17 protein-coding genes are annotated in these 15,876 nt (G+C 71.7%); 7 read left to right on the top strand and 10 right to left on the bottom strand.

Annotated elements, in window-relative coordinates; translation table 11 throughout:
• Position 1: 1 nt before the first annotated feature.
• The 6 genes from ABD127_RS02945 to ABD127_RS02920 all read right to left on the bottom strand — a co-directional run bounded on the left by ABD127_RS02945 (position 2) and on the right by ABD127_RS02920 (position 5,545).
• Positions 2-625 (bottom strand): response regulator, encoded by a 624-nt coding sequence (locus tag ABD127_RS02945; protein ID WP_344197553.1) that lies wholly within the window; start codon positions 623-625, stop codon positions 2-4.
• A complete protein-coding gene (locus tag ABD127_RS02940) occupies positions 622-1,719 on the bottom strand; it encodes a sensor histidine kinase (protein ID WP_344197551.1) in 1,098 nt (365 codons plus the stop codon). Before ABD127_RS02940 ends, ABD127_RS02945 begins: the two co-directional genes overlap by 4 nt.
• Positions 1,720-1,757: 38 nt before the next feature.
• The gene (locus ABD127_RS02935) at positions 1,758-2,546 is read right to left on the bottom strand and encodes an ABC transporter permease (protein WP_344197549.1); all 789 of its coding nucleotides are present in this window, start codon (positions 2,544-2,546) and stop codon (positions 1,758-1,760) included.
• A complete protein-coding gene (locus ABD127_RS02930; RefSeq protein WP_344197547.1) occupies positions 2,543-3,460 on the bottom strand; it encodes an ABC transporter ATP-binding protein in 918 nt (305 codons plus the stop codon). The genes ABD127_RS02935 and ABD127_RS02930 overlap by 4 nt, the downstream gene beginning before the upstream one ends.
• A gap of 68 nt (positions 3,461-3,528) precedes the next feature.
• Positions 3,529-4,116: a hypothetical protein gene (locus tag ABD127_RS02925; protein WP_344197544.1), complete on the bottom strand. Its 588-nt coding sequence runs from the start codon at positions 4,114-4,116 to the stop codon at positions 3,529-3,531.
• A gap of 25 nt (positions 4,117-4,141) precedes the next feature.
• Positions 4,142-5,545, bottom strand: coding sequence for a glycine--tRNA ligase (locus tag ABD127_RS02920; RefSeq protein WP_344197542.1), 1,404 nt, complete (start codon positions 5,543-5,545; stop codon positions 4,142-4,144).
• Between the two features lie 154 nt (positions 5,546-5,699).
• On the opposite strand from ABD127_RS02920, the gene ABD127_RS02915 reads away from it, so the two are divergent.
• The 6 genes from ABD127_RS02915 to ABD127_RS02890 all read left to right on the top strand — a co-directional run bounded on the left by ABD127_RS02915 (position 5,700) and on the right by ABD127_RS02890 (position 10,190).
• Positions 5,700-6,668 carry a metal ABC transporter substrate-binding protein gene (locus ABD127_RS02915; RefSeq protein WP_344197540.1) on the top strand — a complete coding sequence of 323 codons (969 nt, stop codon included), beginning with the start codon at positions 5,700-5,702 and terminating at the stop codon, positions 6,666-6,668.
• Entirely contained in the window at positions 6,659-7,468 is an 810-nt protein-coding gene (locus ABD127_RS02910) for a metal ABC transporter ATP-binding protein (protein ID WP_425545781.1), read from the top strand. The genes ABD127_RS02915 and ABD127_RS02910 overlap by 10 nt, the downstream gene beginning before the upstream one ends.
• Positions 7,468-8,310 (top strand): metal ABC transporter permease, encoded by an 843-nt coding sequence (locus ABD127_RS02905; RefSeq protein ID WP_344197536.1) that lies wholly within the window; start codon positions 7,468-7,470, stop codon positions 8,308-8,310. The genes ABD127_RS02910 and ABD127_RS02905 overlap by 1 nt, the downstream gene beginning before the upstream one ends.
• A gap of 26 nt (positions 8,311-8,336) precedes the next feature.
• Positions 8,337-8,726 (top strand): Fur family transcriptional regulator, encoded by a 390-nt coding sequence (locus ABD127_RS02900; RefSeq protein WP_344197534.1) that lies wholly within the window; start codon positions 8,337-8,339, stop codon positions 8,724-8,726.
• Complete coding sequence (locus ABD127_RS02895; RefSeq protein WP_344197532.1) at positions 8,705-9,619, top strand: 3-methyladenine DNA glycosylase; 915 nt, start codon at positions 8,705-8,707, stop codon at positions 9,617-9,619. The genes ABD127_RS02900 and ABD127_RS02895 overlap by 22 nt, the downstream gene beginning before the upstream one ends.
• Positions 9,620-9,731: 112 nt before the next feature.
• Complete coding sequence (locus ABD127_RS02890) at positions 9,732-10,190, top strand: GNAT family N-acetyltransferase (RefSeq protein ID WP_344197530.1); 459 nt, start codon at positions 9,732-9,734, stop codon at positions 10,188-10,190.
• Between the two features lie 9 nt (positions 10,191-10,199).
• Here ABD127_RS02890 and ABD127_RS02885 read toward each other — a convergent pair whose 3' ends face one another.
• The 3 genes from ABD127_RS02885 to cimA form a co-directional block, all read right to left on the bottom strand.
• Entirely contained in the window at positions 10,200-11,048 is an 849-nt protein-coding gene (locus tag ABD127_RS02885; RefSeq protein WP_344197528.1) for a hypothetical protein, read from the bottom strand.
• Positions 11,049-11,169: 121 nt separating this feature from the next.
• A complete protein-coding gene (locus ABD127_RS02880; protein WP_344197526.1) occupies positions 11,170-11,955 on the bottom strand; it encodes a hypothetical protein in 786 nt (261 codons plus the stop codon).
• A 10-nt stretch (positions 11,956-11,965) separates the two neighbouring features.
• Positions 11,966-13,552, bottom strand: coding sequence for a citramalate synthase (gene cimA / locus ABD127_RS02875; protein ID WP_344197524.1), 1,587 nt, complete (start codon positions 13,550-13,552; stop codon positions 11,966-11,968).
• Between the two features lie 166 nt (positions 13,553-13,718).
• Between cimA and ABD127_RS02870 the strand changes: the two genes are divergently transcribed.
• On the top strand, positions 13,719-14,411 hold the full coding sequence (locus ABD127_RS02870) for a hypothetical protein (RefSeq protein ID WP_344197522.1): 693 nt from the start codon (positions 13,719-13,721) through the stop codon (positions 14,409-14,411).
• Positions 14,412-14,417: 6 nt separating this feature from the next.
• Here the strand turns inward: ABD127_RS02870 and aspA are convergent, their stop codons facing one another.
• Complete coding sequence (gene aspA / locus ABD127_RS02865; protein ID WP_344197520.1) at positions 14,418-15,851, bottom strand: aspartate ammonia-lyase; 1,434 nt, start codon at positions 15,849-15,851, stop codon at positions 14,418-14,420.
• Positions 15,852-15,876: the final 25 nt, after the last annotated feature.

Raw genomic sequence — 15,876 nt, 5'->3', positions numbered from 1 at the left:
CTCAAACGTCGCTGCGGGGCGGCAGCCAGCCGTTCTCGACGGCCACCCTGACCGCCTCGGCCCGCGTGCGGGCGCCGGTCTTGCCGATCGACGACGAGAGGTGGTTGCGCACGGTGCCCTCCGACAGGGACAGCTCCCGGGCCACGTCGGCCACGGTCCCGCCGTCGGCGCCCGCCCGGAGCACGTCGGTCTCGCGGTCCGTCAGCGGCGAGGATCCCTGCGTCAGCGACTCCGCGGCCAGCGACGGGTCGACCACGACGAGTCCCGCGTGCACGCGGCGCACCGCGTCGGCCAGCTGCGCCGACGGCGTGTCCTTCACGACGAAGCCACCGGCTCCCGCCGCCATCGCGGCCCGGAGGTAGCCGGGACGGCCGAAGGTGGTGACCATCAGCACGCGACAGGTCGGCGCCTGCTCTCGCACCAGCCGGGCGGCCTGCAGCCCGTCGAGTCCGGGCATCTCGACGTCGAGCAGCGCCACGTCGACCTCGTGCGCGCGGGCCGCCGCGACGACCTCGTCGCCCCGGGCGACCTCGGCGACGACCTGCAGGTCGGGCTCCAGCGATAGGAGCGCCGCGAGCGCACCTCGCACCAAGGACTGGTCGTCGGCCACGAGGAGGCGGATCACGCCGGCACCTCGACCTCGACCGCGAACCCGGCGCCGCCCGGTCCGGGGCCGGTGTGCAGCACGGCGCCGGCGCGGCGCGAGCGGTACCGCAGGCCCTCGAGACCCGTGCCGCTCGACGTCGACGCGTCCACGCCGCGTCCGTCGTCCCACACGCGCATGCTCCGTTCGTCGAGCTCGACCCAGCACGCCCGTGCACCGCTGTGGCGGACGACGTTCGTGACGCTCTCGCGGAGCACCCAGGCGTACAGCTCGCGCCACTGGCTCGGCACGACCTCGGCGACGGTGGGCAGGTGCGGGTCGATGCCCGCGGACGCGAGCGCGGACCGTGCGGCCGCGATCTCCGCCGGCAGCGAGAGCGCCTGCAGTCCGCTGGTCGTGGAGCGGACGTCGGCCAACGCGTCGCGCGCGAGGCGCTGCACGTCGGCCAGCTCGTCCCGAGCCCGGTCAGGATCGGTGGCGAGCAGGCGGCCGGCCAGCTCGGACTTCACCGAGATCACGGTCAGCGAGTGGCCCAGGATGTCGTGGAGGTCCCGCGCGATGCGCGTGCGCTCCTCCTCGATCGCCAGCTCAGCGAGGTCCTGCTCGGCCCGCGCCAGCTGACCCTGCCGCTGCAGGGCGAGTCGGAACGACCACACGGCACCGGCGGCCAGGATGATCGCGAGGTCGTTGCCGTGGGCGTCCCATCCGTCGACAGTGCGCCCCGACACCGCGGCGACCAGGACGAGCCCCACCGTCACGACCACGGCCCAGCGCGCCGGCAGCGACGCGACCGCGAGCGCGGCCACGAACACCAGCAGGACCAGGGACTCGTCGCCCGCCCCGGGCACGGTGAGCGCGGCCAGCACCACCATCGCCGCGACCAGGAGGGCCGAGGGCGCGTACTCCCGACGCTCGTGGGCCCGCCGCACCCGGAGCAGACCGACGAGGTACACCGCGACGAAGGCCACGACGGCGGCGACGCCGACCCCGCCCCAGACGCCGTCGTGGTCGAGCAGGACCTGGACCGGCTCGGTCAGGAACACGAGCCAGATGCCCGCTCCGAGGAGGCGGGCCCAGGTGGGTCCGCCCGCGGCGCGGGCACCTGACGTCAGCACGGTCTCACTCTAGGTCGCCGGTCGGATCGCGGTGGCCGTCAGACACGAGCCGTGTCCCGGCTCATCCGCCACGCCGCACCGGCCACGAAGATCGCGGCCCACACCACGACGTTCAGGGTCGCGAGCACGAGGTCGCCGCCGTCGCCGAACGGGGCACGGGCCAGCTCGCCCACGCCGTAGGCGGGGGTCAGTCGCGCGACGTCGGCGAACGTCCCGCTGAACTCGCTCAGCGGGACGAACAGGCCGCCGGCGAGCGACAGCACCGCGAGTGCCGGGCCGAGCACCTGCATGACGTTCTCGCTCGGCAGCAGGTATCCCATGAAGAGCCCGAACGCGGCGAACACCAGGGAGCACACCCAGGCCAGCACCCCGCACGCCAGGAGGCGGCCCGTGGAGAGCTCGGCACCGACGAGGTGACCCACGACGAAGACCACCACGATCGCGACCGCACCCATCGCCATGGCCACGACGGCCTTGACGAGCACGTAGGCGACCGGGTGGAGCGGCGTCAGCCGCAGCTGCCGGCTCCAGCCCACGGCGCGCTCGGTCGCGACCATCGCGCCGCCGGAGGTCGTCGCGATCATCGCGCCGTACACGGCCATGCTGACCATGATCCAGGCCGTCAGGTTGCCGTGGCCGGCCTGCTCGGTGCGGTACTCCTGGTCCGTGCCGAAGAGCAGGAAGAACAGGCTCGGCACGACCAGCGTGAAGATCACGGCCCTGCGGTTGCGCAGCAGTCGGCGCAGCTCGAGCCGCAGGATGGTCGGTGAGAACCCGCCGCGGGCCGGGACCCGTCGGACCTGGGCATCAGGGGTCGTGATGGTCATGCGAGCGCTCCTTCGGTCGCGGGGACGTCGGTGGTGAGGGCCACGAACGCCTCCTCGAGGTTGCGGGTGGTGATCTCCAGGTCGTGCGCGGGCGTGCGGGTGAGGAGGTGTCGCACGACGTGGTCGGAGTCGACGGCGTGGACGATGACCCGGTCGCCCCGCACGTCGACCGCGTCGACGCCCTCGATGGCGGCCAGGGCTCGGGTGTCCGCACCGGGCCAGGTGGCCCGGACCGTCCGGCCGACGGCCATGGCCTTGACCTCGCTGGCCGTCCCGTCGGCCACGACCCGGCCGTGGTTCACCATCACGATGCGGTCGGCGTAGGCGTCGGCCTCCTCGAGGTAGTGCGTCGCGAACAGGGTCGTGCGACCACGGGTCGCGTCGTCGCGGATCGCGTTCCAGAAGTCGCGACGCCCCTGGACGTCCATCCCGGTCGTGGGCTCGTCCAGGATCAGCAGGTCGGGGTCCGGGATCAGGGCGAGGGCGAACCGCAGCCGCTGCTGCTGGCCGCCGGAGGCCTTGCCGACGAGCCGGTCGGCCACGTCGACCAGTCCGGCGCGTTCCAGGACCTCGCCGGCCGGTCGGGCGGGTCGGAAGAGGGAGCCCACGAGCTCGACGGTCTCGCGGATCGTGAAGTCCTTGAGGAGTCCACCGGACTGCATGACGGCGGCCACGCGACCGTGGGCGACCGCGTCTCGCGGACTGCTTCCGAACACCTCGACGGTGCCGGTCGTGGCGGACGAGAGACCCAGGAGCAGGTCGATCGTCGTCGTCTTGCCGGCTCCGTTCGGACCGAGGAAGGCGACGACCTCACCGGGGGCGATCGTCAGGTCGATGCCGCGCACGGCCTGCACGGCGCCGAAGGTCTTGGTGACGCCGTCCAGACGGACGGCAGGTGGGGCTGAGAGGGTCATGCTCCCAGCGTCGGACGACCTCGGGCTCCGGCCCCAGGCCGGACGTCACGACCTCGCCGTGACAGATGTCAGGGCGTCCAGGTGATCGCGGAGTCGTCGCCGTCGGGCTGGAGGTCGACCGACACGAGCACCTGGCCCGCCGGCACGAGGTACACCAGGCACAGGGTGGCCGTCTCACCGGGCAGGAAGCTCTCCGGGAGCTGGCCGGCCGGGCACGGGGCGAAGCTGCCGACGATCGGCGTCGGCGGCAGCAGCATGTCGGCGTCGTCGCGGGCGAAGACCGGCAGCGCCACGCCGCCGAGCCCCGCGGGGCCCTCGTTGACCACGGTCAGGTCGACGTAGAACGGCGACGCGGCCTGCTGGTCCGGCGTCAGCGAGAAGAACCGGAAGTCCTCGATCGCGCCCTTGCGGACGTTGGCGATCGTGACGGTGATCGCGCTCGCCGCCTGCTCGTCGACCTGGTAGACGACGGTCGCCGTCTCGCCCGCCGTGCGCTTGGTGCCGGGCTTGGTGATCGTGACCCCGTCCGGCACCTCGAACCCGGCCGGGACCGAGGGGGTCGGCTTCGGCTCGTCCCCACCGCCACACGCGGCGAGGGGGACCAGGAGCGCGAGGGCGCACAGGACGAGGCTCAGACGGCGACGCGACGTGATCACGCCGAGATTGTCACCCCGCGAGGGTTCAGCAGCCGGGCAGACGCGCCGCGAGCCACTCACGAACCTGGCTCAGCGCGACGCGCTCCTGCTGCATCGTGTCGCGCTCGCGGATCGTGACGGCCTGGTCCTCGAGCGTCTCGAAGTCGACCGTGATGCAGAACGGCGTGCCGATCTCGTCCTGGCGACGGTACCGGCGACCGATGGCCTGAGTGTCGTCGAAGTCGACGTTCCAGTAGCCGCGCAGCTCCTTGGCGAGGTCGCGGGCGGCGGGCGAGAGGGCCTCGTTGCGCGACAGCGGCAGCACCGCGGCCTTGACCGGGGCGAGACGGTGGTCGAGGCGCAGCACCGTGCGGACGTCGACGCCGCCCTTGGTGTTGGGGGCCTCGTCCTCGGCGTACGCGTCGACCAGGAACGCCATCATCGACCGGTTGACGCCGGCTGCCGGCTCGATCACGAACGGCGTCCACCGCTCGCCCGTGGCCTGGTCGTGGAACGACAGCTCGCTGCCGGAGTGCTGGCTGTGGGTCGTCAGGTCGAAGTCGGTGCGGTTGGCGACGCCCTCGAGCTCGCCCCACTCCGAGCCCTGGAAGCCGAACCGGTACTCGATGTCGACGGTGCGCTTGGAGTAGTGCGAGAGCTTCTCGGCGGCGTGCTCGTAGAAGCGCAGGTTCTCGGGCGTGACGCCCAGGCCCGTGTACCAGCCCATGCGCTCTTCGAGCCAGTACTCGTGCCACTGCTCGTCGTCGCCGGGCTTGACGAAGAACTCCATCTCCATCTGCTCGAACTCGCGCGTGCGGAAGATGAAGTTGCCGGGCGTGATCTCGTTGCGGAAGCTCTTGCCGATCTGGCCGATGCCGAACGGCGGCTTCTTGCGCGAGCTGGTCATGACCTGGCCGAAGTTCACGAAGATGCCCTGGGCCGTCTCGGGGCGCAGGTAGTGCAGACCCTCCTCGGACTCCACGGGGCCGAGGTACGTCTTGAGCAGGCCGTTGAACATGCGCGGCTCGGTCCACTGGCCCTTGGTGCCGCAGTTGGCACAGGCGATCAGGTCCATGGAGACGGTGTCGGGATCGATGTCGTCCTGTCCGGGCTTGGCCTTCTTCTCGGCGTACGCCTCCTGCAGGTGGTCCTGGCGGTACCGGCGGTGGCACGAGAGGCACTCCACGAGCGGGTCGACGAACGCCGCGAGGTGGCCCGAGGCCTCCCACACGCGCGTCGGGAGGATGACCGAGGAGTCCAGGCCGACGACGTCGTCGCGCGACTGCACCATCGTGCGCCACCACTGGCGCTTGATGTTCTCCTTCAGCTCGACACCGAGGGGGCCGTAGTCCCACGCCGACTTGGTGCCGCCGTAGATCTCACCGCACTGGTAGACGAAGCCCCTCCGCTTGCAGAGGCTGATGACGGTGTCGATCGTGGACGCAGGCATGGAATTCTCGTCTCCCGGCTGGATGTCGGCGGGTGTCGCGGTCCGTCGTGACGGATCGCACCCGAGGGTCGGTCCAGCCTAACGAGCGGTACGTGTCGCACTCCACGTGGCGTCGATTTGACAATGATTCCCATACGCGTGGGATCATGGAGCCATGCGTCGTGCCGCCCTGATCCCCCCTGCCCTGCTGCTCCTCTCGCCCCTCCTGGTCGCCTGTGGCGAGTCAGGCGGCGACAGCGGCCCGACCGTCGTCACGTCGGCCTACCCGTTCCAGTTCCTGGTCGAGCGGGTCGCGGGCGACCACTACACCGTCGAGAACCTGACCCGCCCCGGCGGAGAGCCGCACGACCTGGAGCTCAGCCCGCGCCAGGTCGCCGACGTGCAGGAGTCCGACCTCGTCGTCTACGTCGAGCACTTCCAGACCGCCGTCGACGAGGCCGTCGAGCAGGCCGGGCGCGAGGACGGCACGACCGTCGACCTCGCAGGGGTCGTCGACCTGCTCCAGACCGACGACGAGGAGAGCCACGAGGGCCACGACCACGCCGAGGGCGAGGAGCACGACCACGGCGACGAGGAGGGTCACGAGGGCCACGACCACGGCGGCGTCGACCCGCACTTCTGGCTCGACCCGCACCGCATGGAGCTCGCGGCCCGCGCGATCGGCGAGTCGCTCGCGGACATCGACCCCGACAACGCGGCCGACTACACCGCGAACGCCGACGAGCTGGTCGCCGAGCTGCAGCAGCTCGACGCCGACTACACCGTCGGGCTGCAGACGTGCGAGCTCCGCACGATCGTGACGGCGCATGCCGCGTTCGCCTACCTCGCCGACGCCTACGACCTGCAGCAGATCCCGATCGCCGGCCTCGAGCCCAGTGCCGAGCCGTCGTCGGCACAGCTCGCCGAGATCAGCGACCTGGTGACGAGCCAGGGCGTCACGACGATCTTCACCGAGCAGCTCGTCGACCCTGCGGTGGCCGAGACCGTCGCGAACGCGACCGGGGCCACGACGGCTATTCTCGATCCGATCGAGGGTCTCAGCGAGGCCACCGCCGACGAGGACTACATCTCCCTCATGCGGAACAACCTCGACGTGATCCGGGAGGCCAACAGGTGCCAGTGAGCCCAGCTCCCCGTCGGGACGACGGCCGGGCCGTCCTCCAGGCCCGCGGGCTCACGGTCGACCTCGGCGGCCGACCTGTTCTGTCCGGCATCGACCTCGCCCTCGCCCGGGGCGAGGTCGTCGCCGTCCTCGNNNTCTTCGCCGTCCTCGGCGCCAACGGCTCCGGCAAGTCGACCCTCGTGCGGGCCGCGATCGGCCTGGTGCCCCACCGCGCGGGCTCGGTCGAGCTGTTCGGCACGCCGCTGCAGCAGTTCCGCGACCGCGCCCGCCTCGGCTACGTCCCGCAGCGCAGCGCGGGCTCGAGCGGGGTCCCGGCCACGGTGCGCGAGGTCGTGCTGAGCGGCCGCCTCGCCCGCCGCCGGTTCGTCGGCCCGGCGACCCGCGCCGACCGCGCCGCCGCCGACCGCGCGATCGAGGTCGTGGGACTCACGCCCCTGCGCCGCCGCCCCGTCACCGAGCTCTCGGGCGGGCAGCACCAGCGCACCCTGATCGCGCGGGCCCTGGCCTCGGAGCCCGAGCTGCTCGTGATGGACGAGCCGCTCGCCGGGGTCGACGCGGCCAGCGGCCACCAGCTCGCCCAGACCGTCACCGAGCTCGTCGCCTCCGGCACCTCGGTGCTGCTCGTCGAGCACGACCTCGGCCCCCTGACCGCCGTGGTCGACCGCGCCGTCGTGATCGACCACGGACGCGTCGCGTACGACGGCCCTCCGCAGGGGGCGCCCACCGAGCACGTGCACCACCACCCGCACGACGGCGAGCCCGCGCGGCTCCAGCCCCTGCCGGGCGAGGGAGTGCTCTGATGCTCGACCTCCTCGACTACACCTTCATGCGCCTCGCGCTCGGCGCTGCCGTCGTCACGGGTCTCACGGCCCCCGCGATCGGCACGTTCCTGGTGCAGCGACGCCTGGCCCTGCTGGGCGACGGCATCGGGCACGTCGCCCTGACGGGTGTCGCGCTGGGCCTGCTCACTGGCACGGCTCCCCTGCTGACGGCCGTGATCGCCGCGACGCTGGGCGCGCTCGCGATCGAGCTCATGCGCACCTACGCGCGCACGTCCGGCGACGTCGCGCTCGCGATGCTGTTCTACGGCGGCATCGCAGCCGGCGTCATGTTGATCAACCTCGCGGGAGACAGTGCCGCGACGCTCAACAGCTACCTGTTCGGGTCGATCGTGACCGTGACGTCGAGCGACCTCACCGTCGTGGCGATCCTCGGCGGCATCGTGCTCGCGATCGTCCTCGTGGCCACGCCGCAGCTGTTCGCGGTGTGCCAGGACGAGGACCACGCCCGTGTCAGCGGGGTGCCCGTCCGCCTCTACGGCATCCTCATCGCGGTGCTGGCTGCCGTGACGATCACGGTCGCGATGCGCACCGTAGGGCTCCTGCTCGTCTCGGCCCTGATGGTCGTGCCCGTCGCTGCCGCGCAGCAGGTCGCGCGCAGCTTCCGCGGTACCCACCTGCTCGCGATGGCGCTCGGGCTGCTGGCGGCCGTGGGCGGCGTCGTCGCGAGCTTCGAGATCGACACGCAGCCCGGCCCCACGATCGTGCTGATGGCGATGGCGTTCTTCGCGGTCCTGGCGAGTGCGCGCGGCATCGTGTCACTCACCCGGCGATGGCGGAGACGCCCTCTAGAATCGGCGTGAAGGACCCAGGAGAAGGAGGATCGTCCATGGTCGTCACCCCCCGCAACACCCGTCAGCGCCGCGCGGTCGCGGCGATCCTCGAGGACCTCGACGGCTTCGCCAGCGCGCAGGAGATCCACGACCTGCTGCGCCATCGCGGCGAGTCGGTCGGCCTCTCGACGGTCTACCGCAACCTGCAGGCCCTGGCCGACGCCGCCGAGGTCGACGCGCTGCGCAACGACGAGGGCGAGACACTCTACCGCCAGTGCAGCACGGGTCACCACCACCACCTCGTGTGCCGCGCCTGCGGTCGCACGGTCGAGGTCGAGGGCCCCACGGTCGAGAAGTGGGCCGACGGAGTAGCGGCCCAGCACGGCTACGTCGACGTCGCCCACACCCTCGAGATCTTCGGGACGTGCGGCGACTGCGCCACGTGATCGTCCTCGATCGCACCACCTGGCTCCCCCGGGCCGAGGCCCATCGGGAGCGCGCCGAGCGCTGGACGCGGCCCCATCTCGAGCGCCGCCGCATCGGCGCTGACCACCCGGTCGAGGACTTCCTGTTCGAGTACTACAACTACTCCCCCGGCGCGCTCGCCCGCTGGCACCCCGGGCTCGGCGTCGGCCTCGTCGACTCCCCCGAGCACGCCGCGCTCGGCGCGTACGCCACCGCGGACGGCGTCAGCTCCGTCGACGCATCCCGGCTGAAGCGACGCCTGCCCGGCCTGCGCTGGACGCAGTCGCTGCTGGAGCGCACCCGCGACGCCGAGCCGCGCTGGAGCTGCTTCGGGCTGCACGAGTGGGCGATGGTCCACGGCGCGAGCGACGAGCGTCGACACACGTCGCAGCCGCTCCGCCTCGGCGCCGACGGCACCGACGAGGTCGTGCGATCGCACTCGCTGCAGTGCACCCACGTCGACGCATTCCGCTTCTTCACGCCCACAGCCGCCCCGCTCAACGCGCACCAGCTGACCCGCGACGACCAGATCCGCCACGAGCAGCCGGGTTGCGTGCACGTCTCGATGGATCTTTATCGCCTCGCGTTCCGGCTCATGCCGTTCGCCGAGTCGACGATCGTGCTCGACGCCTTCGAGCTCGCCCTCGACGCCCGCCAGGTCGACATGCGCGCCTCGCCGTACGACGTCACGAACCTGGGGCTGACGCCGATCCCCGTCGAGACCGCCGAGGGCAAGGCCGAGTACGTTCGCGAGCAGCGTCGTCTGGCCGCCCTCGCCGAGCCGGTGCGGGCACGGCTGCTGGCGGAGGTCACGGGACTGCTGGAGCGGGGCGCAGCGGTCGTCGGTGCGCCATCCACCGCGGGCGGTAGCTGAGCCACCTTTCGAGCCCCTTGATCGGTGGCTGAGCTACCGCCCACCCCTGGGAGGGCTGCCAAAGGTGGCTCAGCTACCGCCCACCCCGGGAGCCGGCGCGTAGGCTGAACCGGTGCCTGTACCCCTGCGCGAGCCCGGTGGGCTCACCCTCGTCGACGGCCCCGATCTGACCGGACGCGACGTCCACGCGATCTGGACGATCCGCGACGTCGTGTTCGCGGTCGAGCAGCAGTGCGACGAGCCCGACCCGGACGTCGTGGACCTGCAGCCGACGACCTCGCACCTGTGGCTCGCCGACGCCGCGGGCATCACGAGCTACCTGCGCACCTACGTCTCAGCCGCCGGCGTCCGCCGGGTCGGTCGCGTGTGCACCCGCAAGGACGCCCGCGGCTCGGGCCTGTCCGGATCGCTGATGCAGCACGTGCTCGATCGCTGGGGCACCGAGCGCATCGACCTCGGCGCGCAGGCGTACCTGCACGACTGGTACGCCGGGTTCGGCTTCGTGCGCGACGGCGAGGACTACGTCGAGGCGGGGATCCCCCACGTGCCGATGACGCGTCCGCCTGCCTGAGCGGTCGGCTCAGGCAGCGTCCCCGTCCTCCTCGCGGGCCTCGTCGTCGGACGAGCCGCCGTCGGACTCCTCGTCGTCGCTCGACGTCCCGGGTGCCTCGATCTCCTCGTCGGCACCGAACGCCTCGATGCCGTCAGCCAGCGCGTCCTCGGTGGCGTCGGTCGCCTCTGCGAGCGCGGACTCCGCCGAGGAGTACTGCGCGCTGAACTCGAAGAAGTAGGACTGCCCGCCGTCGAGCGACGCCGCCATCTGGTTGAGGTTGTCGAGCACGTGCTGCAGCGCGGCCGAGGTGAGCTCCGCGGTCTCCTCGAACCCGGCCGGGACCTCGACGGCCTCGAAGGTGTCCTTGACGGCCTGCATCGCGGGGATCGTGGAGTCGCGCACGGGCTGGCCGCTCGAGAACGGTCCCGGTCCGAGCAGGTCCTGCGGCGTGTTGCGGTTGAGCGCCACGGTCGCCGCGTCGACGAACTCCGTCGTGTCGAGCGAGGCCTGGGCCAGCTCGGCGAGCGCATCGAGGTCGTCGACGACAGCCTGCTCGGCCTTCGCCGCCTCGACGTAGTCGTCGGAGTTCTCACGGCCGTACTCCGGGGCGTCGCCGATGGTCGGCACCTCGTCGGCCGCGGCCTCGATCGCGTCCAGGGCTGCGGCGACGTCGCTGGACTCGTCGGCCAGGATCTCGGCCTGCTCCGTCCGGAAGGCCGCGATCTCCTCGACGTAGTCGGCGGCGGCCTTGTCCGCGGCGGCGATGTCGTTCTTGTGGTTCTGGTTGATCACCAGCACCACGGTCGTGACCGCGATGGCCACCACGACGAGCACCCCCAGGGCGGAGAAGAGGATGATCTTCGCGCTCTTGCTCATGGCAGAACCGTGGCGGGGGCACGCCAGCGTGTCAACTTGAGAAGCGCCACAGGGGACCTCTCCCCATGCTGGGTCTTGTCGCCGCCCAGGGCCCGGCACCCTGCCGGGCCCCGTGGCGACGTCAGCTCGGCAGCGCCGCGTCGACCGCCGCCGCGAGGTCGGAGTCGACCGTCAGCCCGTAGACGCGCACCGCCTCGGAGGCGATCGCGAGCTGGTCCCCGTAGGTGAACGAGTAGTTCTGACCGAGGGCGGCGAAGGCGACGAGCAGCTCGCTCTGGTCGATCACGTTCTGGAGCGCCGCGGAGACCGTCGCCGCGAGCTCCTCCTGGCCGCCGGGGACCGCGACGGCCTCGAAGTCGGCCAGGGCCTTCTCGAACGCAGGGATCACGTCGCGCTCGACGACCGTCGTGTCGCGGATCGTCGACGACCCGGTGATCTGGTCGATCCGCAGCGCCAGCGACGCGTCGGCCGCCGCGATGAAGGTGCGCGCCACCGCGACCCGCCCCAGCACGTCGACCAGCTCGACGTACGGGTCGACGAGCGTCGCCTCCAGGTACTGCGCGTCGCGGTAGTCCTCGGAGCGCTCGGCCGCATCGCCCTCGAGGACGCGCAGGGTCGGCGGCTCCTGGATCCGCTGCTGCACCTGCGCCTGCAGGTCGCCAGCCGGGCCGTCGCGGCCGGCGACGATCAGGTCGGTCAGCTCGCCGCGGAACGCCTCGACCTGCGCGACGAACTCGGCCGCGACCTCGTCGGCCGCCTCGCTCGCGCGCACCTGCCGCTGCTGCTCGACGATCACGAGCCCGCCGACGGCGACGAGCACCAGCATCGTCACCAGCACCGGCAGCGCGACGGCGAGACGTCGCCAGCCGCGCCGGCGTCCATCACCTACCGGTGCGTCGTCGTCCACGTCGGTTCGGTCAGCTCGCGGCGGGAGCGACCCCGTGCGCCCGCAGGCCGTAGGTCAAGGCGTCGGTGAGGGCGACCCAGGACGCCTCGATGATGTTCGGCCCGACGCCGACGGTGACCCAGGAGTCCTTGCCGTCGGACGTCTCGATCAGAACCCGGGTGATCGCGTCGGTGCCGTGTCCCTGGTCGAGGATGCGGACCCGGAAGTCGGTCAGGTGGAACTGGGCGACGTCGGGATAGACCTGCTCGATCGCCTGGCGCAGGGCGTGGTCGAGGGCGTTGACGGGTCCGTTGCCCTCGCCGATCACGGCCAGACGCTGACCGCCCGCGACGATCTTGACGGTCGCCTCGGCCAGCGACGCCTCGGCGATGACCCGCCACGACTCGATGTCGAAGTAGCGCGGACGGGCGCCCTCGACCTCCTCGACCAGGAGCAGCTCGAACGACGCGTCGGCCGCCTCGAACGTGTAGCCGGACTGCTCCAGCTCCTTGACGCGGTCGGTCAGGCGCGCGAGGCGGGCCGGGTCGTCGGCCAGGTCGAAGCCCAGCTCGCGGCCCTTGAGCTCGATCGTCGCGCGACCGGCCATCTCCGAGACCAGCAGGCGCATGTCGTTGCCGACGAGGGCCGGGTCGATGTGCTGGTACAGGTCGGGGTCGACCCGGATCGCGCTGGCGTGCAACCCCGCCTTGTGGGCGAAGGACGAGACGCCCGTGTACGGCTGGCGCGCGGACGGCGGGTAGTTCGTGATCTCCGAGACCGCGTGCGCGATGCGCGTGGCCTCGGCGAGCCGACCCTCCGGCAGGACCGGGCGGTCGAGCTTGAGCTCCAGGTTCGCGATGCACGTGACCAGGTCGGCGTTGCCCGTGCGCTCGCCGTAGCCGTTGAGGCAGCCCTGCACGTGCGTCACGCCCGCGAGGACGGCCGCCATCGAGTTCGCGACGGCGCACCCGGTGTCGTTGTGCGCGTGGATGCCGAGTCGGGCACCCGTCGCCGCAGCGACGTCGCCGACGATGTCGGTGACCTGGTGCGGCAGCATGCCGCCGTTGGTGTCGCACAGCACCGCGACCTCGGCGCCGGCCTCGGTCGCGGCCTGCACGACCTCGAGGGCGTACGCGCGGTTGTCGAGGTAGCCGTTGAAGAAGTGCTCGAGGTCGACGAAGACGCGCTGTCCCTCCGCCCGCAGGTGCTGCACCGTGTCGCGCACCATCGCCAGGTTCTCGGCCAGCGTCGTGCGCAGGGCGAGCTCGACGTGCCGGTCGTGGCTCTTGGCCACGAGGGTCACGACGGACGCGCCCGACTCGCGCAGCGCCGCGACCAGCGGGTCGTCGGCCGCGACGGCCCCGGCGCGACGCGTGGCACCGAAGGCCGCGAGCGTCGCGTGCTGCAGCTCGAGCTCCTTGGCCGCGAGCGCGAAGAACTCGGTGTCCTTGGGGTTCGAGCCCGGCCAGCCGCCCTCGATGTAGCCCACGCCGAGGTCGTCGAGGTGCCGCGCGATGTGCATCTTGTCCTGCACGGAGAGGTTGAGGCCCTCCTGCTGGGCGCCGTCGCGCATCGTCGTGTCGTAGACGTGGAAGCGGGGGTCCGGGTTCGCGGTCATGGTGTGGGGTCCTTTGGCAACAAAAAAGCCCCCCGGGATCGGGAGGCGGCGCGCTGGTTCCTGACGGTCAGGATCCGGCGCGCCCGGCAATGATGATCACGGTGAGGGTCGTCACGTGCGTGAGTCTAGACTTCACCACCATGCTTGCCAAGACGGGGTGCGCCTCGTGAACGTCCCGGTCCCCGACACTCGCCACAGCGTCCACGCGGTCGTGACCGCCCAGCCGGTCGGGCCCGACGTGCCGTCACCGGTCCCGCTGCCGACGCCGGCACTGCTGCGCCGCTTCGGTGCCGACCGCGAGCAGCTCGACGGCCTCGCGGCCCGCCCGCACGTCCAGGTCCTGCACCGCACCGGGCCGACCGCCTCGGCAGCCACGGACGCCGTGGCCGCGCGGCTCGAGGCCCTGACGATCGCGGCTCAGCACGACGGACTCGTCATCGACCTCGCGGTGCCGCGCTTCGTGACGCACCCCCTGGAGGCGACCGACCCGACGATCGCGAAGCAGTGGGTCGCGATGGACCTCGCGCCGGCCACGGAGACCAGCCTCGACATCGTCTCGCACGGCCTGGCGACCTTCGGGCTTCCCGAGCTGCGCGCGAGCGCGGTCGGACCCGCGAGCCTGCCGGCCGGCATCGCGCTGCTGACCGGTCTCGCCCACCGCCTGCTGGTCGAGTGGCCCCAGAACGACCCGGTCGGACCCGCCACGATCACCCTCGACGACGTCGCGGCCGGGCTCGGGGAGCCCGGGCTCGGGGACGCCGAGAGCGCGCCCTCCTCCGGTGTGCGCATCAGCCTGGACCTGGTCGCCGAGGAGCTCGCGGTGACGTTCCTCGACGACCCGGTCACGCTGTTCGGCTGAGTCCGTTCACCGGACGGGCGGCTTGGGCCCCAGGTTCGCCAGCGTCTCCGGACGCAGGATGCGCTGCAGGTGCTCCTCGGGCAGCAAGCCCTTCTCGAGCACGAGCTCGGCGACCCCGCGCCCCGTCAGCAGGGCCTCCTTGGCGACCGCCGTGGCGGCCTCGTAGCCGATGAACGGGTTGAGCGCCGTGACGAGACCGATCGACGCCTCGACCTCGGCGCGCAGGTGCTCGACGTTGGCCGTGATGCCGTCGACGCACCGCTCCGCGAGCACCACGATCGCCTGCTCGAGGCGGGAGATCCCGGCCGCGAGGGAGAAGCAGATGACCGGCTCGAACGCGTTGAGCTGCAGCTGCCCCGCCTCGGCGGCCATCGAGACCGTGACGTCGTGGCCGATGATCTGGAACGCCACCTGGTTCACGACCTCCGGGATCACCGGGTTGACCTTGCCGGGCATGATGCTCGACCCCGCCTGGACTGCCGGCAGGTTGATCTCGCCGAGTCCGGCCCGCGGCCCGGACGACAGCAGGCGCAGGTCGTTGCAGATCTTGCTGAGCTTGACCGCGACGCGCTTCAGCGTGCCGGAGACCTGCACGAACGCGCCGCAGTCCTGTGTCGCCTCGATCAGGTCGACCGCGGTCTCCAGCGGCAGGCCCGTGATCTCGCTCAGGTGCGTGCACGCGATCTCGACGTAGCCCGACGGCGCGTTGAGCATCGTGCCGATCGCGGTGGCGCCCAGGTTGATCTCGTGCAGCAGCGCGACCGCCTCCGAGAGCCGGGCGCGGTCCTCGGCGAGCATCTGGGCGTACGTCCCGAACTCCTGCCCCAGCGTCATGGGCACCGCGTCCTGCAGCTGGGTGCGCCCCATCTTCAGGACGTCGTGGAACTCCAGCGCCTTGCGCGCGAAGGAGTCCTCCAGCCGCAGCATCGCGGCCAGGAGCTCGCGGGCCGCGAGGATGATCGAGATCTTGACCGCCGTCGGGTAGACGTCGTTGGTCGACTGGCTGAGGTTGACGTGCTCGTTGGGGTGCAGCACGTGGTGGTCGCCCTTGGCGTGGCCCATGAGCTCCAGGGCCCGGTTGGCGATGACCTCGTTGGCGTTCATGTTGGTCGAGGTCCCGGCGCCGCCCTGGATCACGTCGACGACGAACTCGTCGTGCCACTGGCCCGCGCGGATCTCCTCGCACGTGTCGCGGATCGCCGCGAAGCGCTCGTCGTCGAGCAGTCCGAGCTGGTGGTTGGCCATCGCCGCCGCCTCCTTGACCGCGGCGATCGCCTCGACCAGGAACGGGCTGTCGGAGATGGGGATGCCGGTGATGGGGAAGTTCTCCAGGGCGCGCAGGGTGTGCACGCCCCAGTAGACCTCCGCCGGCACGTGACGCTCCCCGATCAGGTCGTGCTCGAGTCGCGTCAGTGGTGCCTCAGGTGTGATGTGAGTCATACCCCGATGCAACCACAGCGGGGCC

The sequence above is a fragment of the Aeromicrobium alkaliterrae genome, from assembly GCF_039529015.1.
GTDB lineage: Bacteria > Actinomycetota > Actinomycetes > Propionibacteriales > Nocardioidaceae > Aeromicrobium > Aeromicrobium alkaliterrae.
The sequence above is the reverse complement of the archived record's forward strand: the minus strand, read 5'-3'. Positions and strand labels throughout refer to the sequence as shown.

Excerpts from the sequence above, each read along its gene's own strand:
- aspA (WP_344197520.1), bottom strand. The coding sequence starts at position 15,851 with ATGACTCACATCACACCTGAGGCACCACTGACGCGACTCGAGCACGAC.
- ABD127_RS02935 (WP_344197549.1), bottom strand. The coding sequence starts at position 2,546 with ATGACCATCACGACCCCTGATGCCCAGGTCCGACGGGTCCCGGCCCGC.
- cimA (WP_344197524.1), bottom strand. The coding sequence starts at position 13,552 with ATGACCGCGAACCCGGACCCCCGCTTCCACGTCTACGACACGACGATG.
- ABD127_RS02930 (WP_344197547.1), bottom strand. The coding sequence starts at position 3,460 with ATGACCCTCTCAGCCCCACCTGCCGTCCGTCTGGACGGCGTCACCAAG.
- ABD127_RS02905 (WP_344197536.1), top strand. The coding sequence starts at position 7,468 with ATGCTCGACCTCCTCGACTACACCTTCATGCGCCTCGCGCTCGGCGCT.
- ABD127_RS02900 (WP_344197534.1), top strand. The coding sequence starts at position 8,337 with ATGGTCGTCACCCCCCGCAACACCCGTCAGCGCCGCGCGGTCGCGGCG.
- ABD127_RS02915 (WP_344197540.1), top strand. The coding sequence starts at position 5,700 with ATGCGTCGTGCCGCCCTGATCCCCCCTGCCCTGCTGCTCCTCTCGCCC.
- ABD127_RS02920 (WP_344197542.1), bottom strand. The coding sequence starts at position 5,545 with ATGCCTGCGTCCACGATCGACACCGTCATCAGCCTCTGCAAGCGGAGG.
- ABD127_RS02885 (WP_344197528.1), bottom strand. The coding sequence starts at position 11,048 with ATGAGCAAGAGCGCGAAGATCATCCTCTTCTCCGCCCTGGGGGTGCTC.